General features: G+C 42.3%; 9 protein-coding genes. 5 read left to right on the top strand and 4 right to left on the bottom strand.

Annotated features, from left to right (window positions below; genetic code table 11):
- Nucleotides 1-63 precede the first annotated feature (63 nt).
- The 4 genes from GQR46_RS08780 to GQR46_RS08765 form a co-directional block, all read right to left on the bottom strand.
- Entirely contained in the window at nt 64-2,499 is a 2,436-nt protein-coding gene (locus GQR46_RS08780) for a TonB-dependent receptor (RefSeq protein WP_165740729.1), read from the bottom strand.
- Between the two features lie 207 nt (nt 2,500-2,706).
- On the bottom strand, nt 2,707-4,446 hold the full coding sequence (locus GQR46_RS08775) for a solute:sodium symporter family transporter (protein ID WP_197161077.1): 1,740 nt from the start codon (nt 4,444-4,446) through the stop codon (nt 2,707-2,709).
- A 102-nt stretch (nt 4,447-4,548) separates the two neighbouring features.
- Entirely contained in the window at nt 4,549-6,609 is a 2,061-nt protein-coding gene (locus GQR46_RS08770; protein ID WP_165740728.1) for an alpha-xylosidase, read from the bottom strand.
- 107 nt (nt 6,610-6,716) lie between these two features.
- Nucleotides 6,717-7,484: a sulfite exporter TauE/SafE family protein gene (locus tag GQR46_RS08765; RefSeq protein WP_331458729.1), complete on the bottom strand. Its 768-nt coding sequence runs from the start codon at nt 7,482-7,484 to the stop codon at nt 6,717-6,719.
- Nucleotides 7,485-7,665: 181 nt separating this feature from the next.
- Here GQR46_RS08765 and GQR46_RS08760 point away from each other — a divergent pair, with 181 nt between their 5' ends.
- The 5 genes from GQR46_RS08760 to GQR46_RS08740 form a co-directional block, all read left to right on the top strand.
- A complete protein-coding gene (locus GQR46_RS08760) occupies nt 7,666-8,415 on the top strand; it encodes a GntR family transcriptional regulator (RefSeq protein ID WP_024589596.1) in 750 nt (249 codons plus the stop codon).
- Nucleotides 8,416-8,630: 215 nt separating this feature from the next.
- A complete protein-coding gene (locus GQR46_RS08755) occupies nt 8,631-9,593 on the top strand; it encodes an aldo/keto reductase (protein WP_165740727.1) in 963 nt (320 codons plus the stop codon).
- 9 nt (nt 9,594-9,602) lie between these two features.
- The gene (locus tag GQR46_RS08750; RefSeq protein ID WP_165729357.1) at nt 9,603-10,598 is read left to right on the top strand and encodes a TauD/TfdA family dioxygenase; all 996 of its coding nucleotides are present in this window, start codon (nt 9,603-9,605) and stop codon (nt 10,596-10,598) included.
- Entirely contained in the window at nt 10,598-11,602 is a 1,005-nt protein-coding gene (locus GQR46_RS08745; protein ID WP_206009511.1) for a YeiH family protein, read from the top strand. The genes GQR46_RS08750 and GQR46_RS08745 overlap by 1 nt, the downstream gene beginning before the upstream one ends.
- Before the next feature lie 425 nt (nt 11,603-12,027).
- On the top strand, nt 12,028-12,126 hold a 99-nt coding region (locus GQR46_RS08740), incomplete at its 3' end, for a cold shock domain-containing protein (protein ID WP_165740731.1).

Below are 12,126 nucleotides of genomic sequence, written 5' to 3'. Positions count from 1 at the left end.
AGCGCAACGTGCAAAACGTTGCGCTTATTTTCAGGGAAATTATTAAATGTAATTATTTAAATATTAAAAACGCGCCTTAAACGATACGCCAAAGTAGCGCTCTGCATCACGCGGTATTTGGTAACGGAAGTTATCGCCACTGTAGGTAGTTGCGTAGCTTTCGTCGGTTAAGTTTTTAGCAATAAGCGATACTCTAAACGCATCATCTTTAAACGATAAGCCAACACTTGCGTTTAAAATGCCGTAATCTGGCAGTAACGACGCTGGGTTAAACTCGCCTACGTTATCTGGCAAGTCTGAGTATTGCTCGTCGGTGTAAATGTATGAGCTATTTATGTGTACGTTAAAGCCATGCTCAGTTTCAATAAAGTAGTCAGCTGTTAGTGAGTATTTTAAATCTGGCGAAAATGGAACATCTAAGCCAGAGCGGTCAGTACACGAACCTGCAGCTACTTCTGCCGGACAATTAAACTCGTCAATTTCGGCTTTAATATAAGCGACACCACCGGTAAGCGTTAGTGACTCTGTTGCAGCCCACATAAAGTCAACTTCAACACCTTGTGTGCTTACATCGCCCGCGTTTGTTAAGCGGGTAATACAGGTGCCGTCTGAACAGTCAAAGTTGTTAGCTTGAAAACCTTCAATTTCTGTTCTGAAAAGTGCCATGTTAAACACAAACTCGCGGCTTGCGTATTTGTAGCCAATTTCGTAAGCATCAGACTCTTCTGGCGATATTTCGCGGCTGTCGGTGTCTGGATTAAAGTTGTAATAAATATTAAAACCAGGCCCTTTGTAACCTTGCGAGTAGGTACCGTATACCATTTGGCCATCGCCTAAATCGTATTGCATACCTAAACGACCCGATACGTTGGTTTCTTCTGCTTTGCCTTCGTCATCGGTATTTAGTGTTGCTGGGCGTACGCCTACACCAGTGCGGCCATATACATCATTGCTTACACGGCGATGCGTGTAAGACACTTCATCGTCGGTGTAACGAATACCAAATAATACGCGTAAATCTTCAGATAAATCGTAAGTACCGTCGGCAAAGGCTGCCCAGTTGTTAAATTCTGTGCTCATAAAAGCAGTGGCCGATACAATATCGTTTGCGTTACAGCTAACGCCTAGCCCTTGTGTGTAACCTTCTAAATCAGCAAGTGCGGCATCAAGCTCTGCGCCCGATAAGTTATTTTGCGCGTAAAAAGCCATTGCGCTATCAAGCTGGCCACCATTGTTTTGACAACTTGCATCACGAGTAAAGTTACGTTGTGAATCCATGTTCCAGTAAAATAAACCAGCAACATAGTTAAATGGCCCTGCTAGGTTTGATGTAACTCTAAACTCTTGCGAAAACTGATCCCATTGCTGTGCACCAATATCATGTAGTTGAAACGGCGCGCCAAATACTGGCTCGCTGCTGTCGCCAGCAATAGAGGTAAAGTCGCCTTCGCGGTATTCGGTATTATCCCATGAGCGCTGCGCTGTAATTGACGTGTACGTATAGCCGCCAATTGTTTTATCAACTTGCACCGAAAACGCGCTATGTTCGTCAATTGTGCGCGACTCGTAATCATGGTCTACTTTGCGTTGGTCTAGGTCAATATCGGCTACGCCATCAACAATACCATTACTGTTTGGCGCTGCTTTTGAATCAGGATTACGACCACTTGGCAGGGCTTCTAAGTCGGCGCAACAATCGTCGTCTGCGTTATAAAATTCAGCTATAAATTTTACGCTTAAGTCGTCCTCTGGCTCGTATTTAAATACAGCACGTGCACCTTCGCGGTCATAACCGTTTACTTTTTCGTTGTTGTAAACGTTATCAATGTAACCGTCAAACTTGCCTTTAAATACCGTTAAGCTAGCGGCTAAATCGTCGGTTAAACCGCCGCTTATAACACCTTTAAAACGGTATTCGTTATCTTGATAAAACGAGGTTTCTACGCTGCCGGTTGTGTCGTACGACGGATCTTTAGTGGTAATATTTACCACACCTGCTGAGGCGTTTTTGCCAAATAACGTACCTTGTGGCCCGCGTAATACTTCAATGCGGTCTACGTCGTATAAATCGGCAAAGGCTTGACCCGAGCGGCCAAGTACCACGCCATCAACAACAGTTGCCACACTTGGCTCGGCAGCAATACTAAATGAAATAGTACCAATACCGCGCACTGTTAGCGCTGAGTTACGTGTTGTGGTGCCTTTTCTAAAGCTAACCGAAGGAACAAGTGACTGTAAGCCTTCCATGTTATTAGCAAAAGCTGAATTAATTTGATCGCTATTAAGTACCGATACCGCAACAGGTACTTCGTTTAAACTTTGCGTTCTTTTTTGTGAAGTAACGACTATTTTTTCAAATGTATCGTTTTTAGCTGTTTCTGTTTTTTGTTGTTCTTGTTCGGTTTGCTCTTGCTGTGCATGTACCTGCGCGCTAAGCGCTAAACCGGTTGTCATTGCTAACGTGACTGCCAAGCTTAAGACGGACTTTTTAGCTCTCATGTCATTCTCCATATTGTGCGTGTGCTGTGTGGTACCGCGCTAGCAATTGTGTGAGTTGCTAAAAAGCGGTGTCAGTGTGTGTGATACTTTCCTTAAAGCTCTTATATCTTATATAAGAGCTTTAAATTTAAACAAACTATCTTACTAATGCAAACATTATGTGAATTAAATGTGATTTAAGTTTGGTGTATAGAATATAGCCGCACGTTATGCGGCGTTTTTAGCCCCAATACGCGCTAAGCTATTTTCGTAACGAACCTGCCAACGACGTACACTCCACCAGCTAAGCACTAAAACAGTAGACCAAACAGCAACTAAACTTGGTACAAAGTACACACTGGTTCCACCCACTAATCCGAGCGGAGAAAACAATATATATAAGCTAACAATTAGGCCTACTAATACGATGGCGCAAGGCAATGCGTACTTCCAAGGATTAAGGTCTACCTCGGCTTTGCGTGTAAATTGCCATGGTGTTTTAAGTGGTTTGTAGTAACCAATACCCAGCATTATTGCCAATTCAATTATGAACAAAATGGCGTAAATATGAATAAAGTTAATGTCTACATCCCATACAAATTTAAGCAAGGTGTAGGCAATAATATGGAATATAATCGCGACTTTAGCGCCCAGTGCAGGCACTTTTCGAGTAAACAAACCTACCAATACAATTGTGATGACCGGAATGTTATAGAAACCTGTAAACACACGAATTATGTGCCATAAGCCTTCGGGTGCAAACATCAATAATGGCGCGGTTATAAACGACAGTACGGCAATAATAATACTGGTAATTTTAGCCACTTTTATAAGTTGGCTGTCTGTTACTTTGTCTTTTTTCATTGGCTTGTAAACGTCTAAGCAAAATAAGGTTGCTGCGCTGTTGAGCAGTGAGTTAAACGAGCTAAATACGGCACCTAGTAGCACCGCTAAAAAGAACCCAGACAAATACTGTGGAAGTACTTCTTTTACTAAATGTGGATAAGCTAAATCGATAGTGGGCAGGCTTTCGTGTTTATAGAGATGGTAAGCAATAACGCCTGGGATCATCATCATAAACGGCACTAACACTTTAAAGTACCCTGAAAACAACACCCCTTTTTGGCCTTCAACTAAGTTTTTAGCGCCCAGTGTACGCTGGATCACGTACTGATTGGTGCCCCAATAAAATAAATTAGCTAAGATCATGCCTGTAAAAATAGTGCCAAATGGCACAGGATCGTCGCTGCTGCCAATAGCGTTAAGCTTTTCTGTATCGGTGTTTACAAGGGTGCTTAATCCTTCTGAAAAACTCCCGTCGCCCAATGCAATTAAACCCAGTGTTGGCACTAAAATACCAATAATAAGTAGCCCAACACCGTTAATAGTATCCGACACCGCAACCGCCTTTAAACCGCCAAAAACAGCGTATATTGCGCCAACTGAGCCCACTGTAATAATGGTGACAATCAGGCTTGCTTCGTAACTCATATTTAATAAGGTGGGTACATCAAACAGCCTAAGTACGGCTATTGATCCTGAGTATAAAACTGAGGGGATCGTTATAAAACAATACCCTACCATAAATAAGATCACCGTCATGCGCCGTACGGTATCGTCAAAACGATCCCGTAAAAATTCAGGTAAGGTAGAAAACGCACCCGCTAAATAACGCGGCAAAAAGATCAACGCCATAATGATTGTTGAGATCCCTGCGGTTACTTCCCACGCCATTGAGCTTAGGTTGTAACCATAGGCTGAGCCATTAAGACCAATAAGTTGCTCTGCCGATAAGTTAGTGAGGATCATCGACCCTGCTATAAACGTACCCGTTAACCCACGACCCGCTAAAAAATAGCCGTCTTGGGTATTAACTTCCCCTTTGGTTTTTTGGTACGAGATATATCCCACCAGCGCCATAAACGCCAAGCACGATAGCAGTGTCATGGTAATGTTCATACCTTCCATCTTGCTCCCCTTTTAGCTTACTTTACTCGGTAAAAAGTAAGCTAATATCTTTATTATTGTGTGTGTTGTATGTGTGTTGTGTGTTTTTTATTAAGCCGAGTTTTATTTAGGCCATGGCGTTAATTGGCTCATGTCTTGTTCTGTGTGTTGAACCTCTGGGCCAAGCATTAGGCTGTCGCCTTCGCGCATAAATACTGCCATTTCTTCAAGTGCGAGTGTGTGCTCGTAGTACTTACCACCTTCGTAAGCTTGTTTATCAGGAAAGCGAATCCAGCTGCCTTGTGGTAAATAAAATTTCACTTTACCTTTTGGTACTACACATGGCACAACCAGTAATTTTTCACCGCACATAAATTGCTGATCAAAGCTATGTGCTAGCACATCATCAGGAAATGTCAGTGCCATTGCACGCTGAATCGGCAAACCGGTTTGCTGCGCTTGCTCTGCACTTTGTTCTAAATAAGGAATAAGTTGGTAGCGTAGTTTAAGTGCTGCAAATACCGCGTCACTTGCTTGCTCAGTATAAGACCACGGTTCGCGAGGGCCAATACCATGCAAGCGCATGTGTGCGCTAAATACTGAGGCTTGCGCCCAGCGCACGTAAAGCTCTGCGTCGCGAGTGTCTTTGTAAAAACCGCCAATATCGGTTGCAAAAAACGGTCCGCCCGACATACCCCACGCTAAGCTGCCACGAATACTCGCCGCTAAACCTTGCCAATCGGCTTGTGGGTCACCGCCCCACTGTGCAGGGAAGCGTTGGCTGCCCGTCCATGCTGAGCGGCTAAATAAAAATGGCCCTGTTTTACAGTATTTTTCGGCGGCTTCATAAACGCAGCGGTTGTACAACATGCTATAAACGTTGTGTAATCTTATACCGCTGTCGCCACTGTGCGATACCATATTTTCGTCTTCTAGCTGCTCGCCAAAATCTGCTTTTATCATATCTACGCCAAGCTCAAACAATGGCTTGTGCGATTCGAGCCAGTATTCGTAAGCATCAGGGTGCGTAAAATCTAAAATACCCGACTCTGGCAGCGGCGTAAGTACTTCGCCAAATGGACTTAAATCCCACTCGTATTGATACGCTTTGCCTGTGCGTTTGTCTTTTATAAGCCAGCCGTTTTCGGCCGCTTTAGCAAACAATGGGTTATTTACCGAGATCATCGGGTATTCCCACACACAAATTTTAAAGTCCATCGCTTTTAGTTCATCAAGCACTGGTTTTGGGTCGGCGTAGCGTGTTGGGTCCCATTCAAAGGCAAAGCGAGTGTCGGTGTCTTGCCATGCTCGGCCATCAAGGGTAATTACGTCGCACGGCATTTTTTTAGTACGTACTTCGCGGGCAACACTAAGTAGTTCGTCGGCATCTTTGTAATACGCTTTTGATAAAATAACACCAAAGCTCCACTGCGGTGGCACCGGTGCAAAACCTGTTAGTTCACAATAGCGGTTAATACTTTGAGCTGGTGTTTGTTCTTGATATAAAAAGACATCTAGCGCGTCATCTTCAACTAAACATACATAAGCGCGTTGCGACCACAATGCATAACCTACGCCATGGGTAACAGGCGCGGGTGTATGTACAAATAAATTCCAGCCTTCTGGGCTCCATGCATACGGGGTATTTTTATAAGACTTTTCGGCGTTAACGCCCAGCGCATCGTGGTTGTATGAACGAATAAGTTGGCCGCGTTTATCAAGCTTGCCCCACTTTTCGCCAAGACCATACACTGCCTCATCGTAGTTAAGCTCAAGGCTTAAAATCCAGCCGTTATCTGTTTTAGCCAGTGGCGGTAAACGGTGTTGGCGTACAAAGTGGCCATCAGTTGCTGATTGCTGTACTAGCTCATCGTTTTTATAAAGTTTGAAATGAAAAGGGTCGCTGTAAAATTCTAGGCGGTATTCGCCACCGCTTACACTGTAATCATTATTGTTTTTGCTAAGTGTAAGGGGATATTCTGATAGGGTTGTGGTTAATATTTTAAACTGCTCGTCATGTGTGGTGCCTGCATTTAAACGTAAACCAAACTGGCTTATCGTTACGCTAATATCACCAAACTGAGTGGGCAAAACCAGCACATTACCTTGTAACTTTGGCGGTGCGGTTAAGCGTGCTGGCTCTATTGCGTTCCAGTCTGGCTCACGTAATTCAAATGCATTCATGGGAGTTCCTTAACCAATTATTAGTCTTGTATAAGACACAAGTTAAATAATTGTAATCCCCATGTCAATGTAAATAACCCTAAGATGAATTATTTACATCGTGATTTTTAAAATATACCCGGCGCCGATGTAGCCACCAGCGATACGCCGCTCAGCCCTAGCAGCGTAATAGCTATAATGCGTATCCATTTAGCGTCTACGTAGGGCGTTAATTTACGAGCAAAATGCGTAACTAGCAACACTAAAGGAATAGCCGCTGCAATTAAAAACATAATATCGAGCTCTGGCAAAGTACCAAATAAAGCGATACCTACACGTACTAGCCCGCCAATAGTAAATACCGCTAATAACGTACTGCGAATAGCTTCAATAGACCAACTTTGCTTATAACACTGAAACACAAGCGGTGGCCCTGAGGTTGAAAACAACCCTCCAAGTAACCCACTCACCCCACCGGCTATTAAAAACGAACGAGGACGGCTTTGCTTATTAGCACGATCGCGGCCAATCAGCATTAAAGCGCAGCACAATAAAATACTTACGCCTAAAATAAAGTTTAAGTAGTGCGTTAAATGCGACGACATAAACTCAAGCAGCACAAAACCTACCAGCATTAACGGAATACCGGTATACAACATAAGTTTTAGCTCGGGTACTTTTACCGAGCTGCGGTTTTTAACCACCACAGTTGTGGAGTTAACCAAACCTAATAAGCTCACTAAAAATGTAGTTGCTGTAAGCGGCAATACATCAAGCAATGTAAAGCTTGCAACCACTAGTAACCCAAAGCCAAACCCGCTGAGAGTTTGCATAATAGTGGCAAGGCTTAGGCACAGCGCCATAAGCAAAATGAGTTCGAAAGAAATACTGAGCACTTTTAATTTCCTAAGGGTGAGCTATTGTAGTGTAACGATTTGTTTTTAGGCATAATGTATATTTTGCGCCTATAAAAACATTACAGCAGTAGTTCACGTTTAATTGAGCTAGCGCAAATATGCGTAAAAGGTTTCACCTATGATATAACTACAGGTGGATTAAATTTAATGGTAAATAATAATGAGTAACTCTATGTTTGATCACAAATTAAGTGGCCCAAGCTTGGCTTTTCAACCGCTTTACTTACAAGTGGCTGATTATATTAAACAGCTCATTGTTGAAAGACGCTGGGTACCTGGCGAAGCACTACCAAGCGAATTTCGCCTTGCTGAAGAATTTAACGTAAGCCAAGGTACGGTTCGTAAAGCACTAAACTTATTAACCGATAATAAAATAGTGACTCGTCGCCAAGGCGTTGGTACGTTTGTATCGCAACATACTGCGCAAGATGCCTTATTTAGATTTTTTCCGTTACAAGCCGACGGTAAAGGTGCCGATTTACCAAAGGCTGAACTGCTATCGGTTGAGCTTTGTGCAGCGCCAGTTGAAGTAATAGAAGCGTTACAACTCAATAAAAAAGACAAAGTTACTAAGCTTGTTCGTAGGCGTATTCTTGATAACGAATTTTGCATGAGCGAAACTATATACCTACCGCAAAGCTACTTTCCTGATATACATCAAAGTAGTGATATTCCGCATACATTGTACCATTACTATCAGACCAAATTTAACCAAACTGTACACAAAACCCAAGACAGTATTAAAGCCGTACTTGCTACAATGGATGATGCCAAAATGCTAGCTATTAAAGCTGGCGACCCACTGCTGCTGGTATCACGTATTACCGAATCAATCGAAGGTAAGCGTATTGAATACCGCCAAAGCAAATGCCGTAGCGATCATTACCACTATCAAATTGAGCTCGACTGATAAAGAGTCTCTTTATTGCTAACAACCCACTTTAGCGCATAATAATTAAATATTTTTTAAAGGCAGCAAACGCTGCCTTTTTGCTGCCTGCAGGTTTTTTAACTAAACCATTTACTACTTTGCTGTTAACACAGTATTGACACTGTTTGATTCGTATAATAACTTATGTCTTATACAAGACCTAAGTCATTATGCATTTTTAACAGGAATTCCCAATGAGTTCATTAAATAATATCCCTCCAGTAGGGTTCGGTTTATGGAAAGTAGCACAAGAAGATTGTGCACAAACGGTATACCAAGCCATTAAGGCAGGTTACCGCCATCTTGATTGCGCATCAGACTACGGTAACGAAGAACAAGTAGGCGATGGCATAGCCCAAGCAATAAGCGATGGCTTATGTACCCGCGAAGAATTATGGATAACATCAAAACTGTGGAATACCTTTCATGCACCAGAGCATGTTAGCCTCGCGATAGATAAAACACTAAGTGACTTAAAGTTAGATTACTTAGATTTATACCTAATTCATTTTCCGATTGCGCAAACATTTGTGCCAATAGAAACCCGCTACCCACCAGAATGGTTTGTTGACCCAGACGCGCAAAACCCACAAATGGAGTTGGCAAAAGTACCACTTTATTTAACGTGGCAAGCAATGGAAGAACAAGTACACAGCAACAAAGCAAAACGCATTGGGGTATGTAATTACTCAAGCGCACTGCTTCACGATTTAATGACCTACGCAAATATCAAACCCGCTATGTTGCAAATTGAGTCGCACCCTTATTTAACGCAAGAGCGATTAGTAAGATTAGCAAAGCAGTACGATATTCCGGTTACTGCGTTTTCACCACTGGGTGCACTTTCGTATCTTGAGCTTGAAATGGCAGATAAAACCGAATCGGTTCTTGAGCAAAGCGTTGTTAAAGCGGCTGCACAAAATCATGGCAAAACGCCAGCACAAGTCGTACTTCGCTGGGGCGTGCAACGTGGCACTGCCATTATTCCAAAAACTTCAAAACTTGAACGCATGAAAGAAAACCTCGCACTGTTTGATTTTGAATTAACAGAGCAAGAAATGGCGCAAATTTCTGCGCTTAATAGTAATCGCCGATTTAACGACCCTGGGCACTTTTGTGAAGCTGCCTTTAACCGTTTTCACCCAATTTACGATTAGGAACATACAATGTCAGCTACCGAAATTAACTACGCCTCAGTGCCAACTCAATTAACATTCGATGATTCGGTTTTTCCGTGCATTGTGGTTAATAACAATAACGCCAGCACCGTTGAAGAAGCGGTAGCTTTCATTCGCGCCAATAAAAGCGAACTGGCCAAAAAACTTCGCAGCTCAGGAGCTGTGTTGTTTCGTGGCTTTCCTGTAAATAGCGCCGAAACATTTGATACGTTTTCAGCTGGGTTTGATTACGACAATTTTACTTATAAAGAGTCGCTTTCAAACGCGGTGCGTATTAATTTTACCGAGCGTGTATTTACAGCCAACGAAGCACCAAAAGATGTAGAAATATACTTACACCACGAAATGGCGCAAACACCTATATCGCCAAGTAAGTTATTCTTTTTTTGTAAATCGGCCGCAGAAGAAGGTGGTTCAACACCTCTTTGCCGATCAGATAAGTTATTTAGCGCATTAAAAGAGTACGACAGCAAACTTGCCCATGACTTTGAACACAAAGGTCTAAAGTACACCACCTATATGCCAGCCGCTGACGATGCAACATCAGGCCAAGGCCGAAGCTGGAAAAGTACACTAAGCGTTGAAACTAAAGACGAAGCACATAACAAATTAACCGAACTGGGTTACGAGTGGGAGTGGCTTGAAGACGGCTCACTAAAAGCCGTTACACCGGTACTTCCTGCTGTAGTAACTCTTGAAAACAACGTTCAGGTTTTTTATAACCAACTGATTGCCGCTTACATGGGCTGGAAAGGCGTACGCGAAAACCCATCGGTTGCCATTACCTTTGGCGATGGCAGTGCTATTCCTAAAGCAGGCCTTGATAAAATTGTTGAGCTTTCTAAAGTATTTACCTTTGATCTTGCATGGCAAGATGGCGATGTAGCCTTAGTTGATAACGAAATGGCTATGCATGGTCGCCGCCCTTTCATAGGCGAACGTAAACGCCAAGTGTTAGTAGCACTTACCGCAGCTAAAGCGTAATGCAGCGCTTAAGTAGTAAATTAAGCTGTAAAATATCACCTTTATGGCAAGGTGCCAGCATTGCTGCAATGACTGGCCTTGCCGCTTTATTTTTAAGCGAACATTATGGTGCGCCAGCCATGTTGTTTGCTTTGTTACTGGGTATGGCAGTCTCATTTTTGTATCAAAGCGATAGCCCTTGCGCCAAAGGTATCGATTTTACCGGCACCACGGTTTTGCGTGTAGGTATAGTACTGCTAGGCACACGCATAGCGCTGGGAGATTTAGTAACACTGGGTTGGCAAACAGCACTTATGTTAGCGGGCGCCATATTTACCACTATTATTTTAGGCGTAGTGCTAGCGCGCGCATTTGGCTTACAAAAACGCTTTGGTGCACTAACAGGTGGCTCGGTTGCTATTTGTGGAGCGTCTGCTGCGCTGGCTATCTCGTCTATTATGCCAAACAGCGAACATAAAGAGCGCGACACCTTATTAACCGTTATTGGCGTAACAGCTATGTCGACCCTTGCTATGATCCTCTACCCTATTGTGGTTAATTATCTTGAGTTTGACGCCCATAATGCAGGCGTATTTTTAGGTGGCACAATACATGATGTAGCCCAGGTAGTGGGTGCAGGTTATTCGGTATCACCTGAGACAGGCGATATCGCAACTCTAACTAAACTTGTACGTGTTGCCATGCTACTACCTGTTGTACTTATTATGATGGTCGTTATTAATCGTTCAAACAAAGAAAAACACGGGGAATTACCTAAAGTACCTGGTTTTTTAATTGGCTTTGTAATACTCATGATAATAAATAGCTGCTTTTCACTTCCTGCAATAGTACTTGAAACCGCTAACGAACTTTCGCAGTTCTTTTTAATTGCGGCTATTTCAGCCATAGGAATGAAAACTAATTTAGGAAAGCTTACCGAAGTAGGTATGAAACCCATTATTTTAATTGTGGCTGAAACACTTTGGATTGCATTATTAATACTTGGATTTGTAATTTGGAGCTAATGAATCAAGTTATTTAAGGTATATATCAAAAAAATCAGTAGGTAATTAGGTCATGTTTTAACCACTTAAAACTTGCATTTTACCTACTCTAGAACTGCGTGCTAATACAAACATAAAGCATTGATTAAATTAAAATTAACTTAAATTAAGACGCAAAAAAGATCACCTTATTCATGACTGGTTAGTTAAAAAACAAACAAACTAATAAAGCACTTACTCTAAAATAAATTTACAATAGGGCTTGGTATATAGCTCAATTTACTGTTATCCTGCTTGGCATCGGGTTGACAGAAAACCCTATTTATTTGTAAGTACCACGTTGTTTTAGTAATAATCCTTCGCGTTATCCTCAGTTAAATGTATGTTTTCTTCCTGTTAAATTGCCTAATTTAAGGCGCACTTTTATTAATTCTTAGGATACTATTATGTCTAATACTACAACTGGTACAGTTAAATTTTTCAACGAAGCAAAAGGTTTTGGTTTTATCGAGCAAGAATCTGGTCCTGATGTTTTCGCACATTTC

Source organism: Pseudoalteromonas sp. Z1A6, assembly GCF_011378745.1.
In the GTDB taxonomy this organism is placed as follows: domain Bacteria; phylum Pseudomonadota; class Gammaproteobacteria; order Enterobacterales; family Alteromonadaceae; genus Pseudoalteromonas; species Pseudoalteromonas arctica.
Note: the sequence above shows the minus strand (reverse complement) of the source record. Positions and strands in the feature narration are given on the sequence as shown.

Excerpts from the sequence above, each read along its gene's own strand:
- GQR46_RS08780 (WP_165740729.1), bottom strand. The coding sequence starts at position 2,499 with ATGAGAGCTAAAAAGTCCGTCTTAAGCTTGGCAGTCACGTTAGCAATG.
- GQR46_RS08775 (WP_197161077.1), bottom strand. The coding sequence starts at position 4,446 with ATGGAAGGTATGAACATTACCATGACACTGCTATCGTGCTTGGCGTTT.
- GQR46_RS08770 (WP_165740728.1), bottom strand. The coding sequence starts at position 6,609 with ATGAATGCATTTGAATTACGTGAGCCAGACTGGAACGCAATAGAGCCA.
- GQR46_RS08760 (WP_024589596.1), top strand. The coding sequence starts at position 7,666 with ATGAGTAACTCTATGTTTGATCACAAATTAAGTGGCCCAAGCTTGGCT.
- GQR46_RS08755 (WP_165740727.1), top strand. The coding sequence starts at position 8,631 with ATGAGTTCATTAAATAATATCCCTCCAGTAGGGTTCGGTTTATGGAAA.
- GQR46_RS08750 (WP_165729357.1), top strand. The coding sequence starts at position 9,603 with ATGTCAGCTACCGAAATTAACTACGCCTCAGTGCCAACTCAATTAACA.
- GQR46_RS08745 (WP_206009511.1), top strand. The coding sequence starts at position 10,598 with ATGCAGCGCTTAAGTAGTAAATTAAGCTGTAAAATATCACCTTTATGG.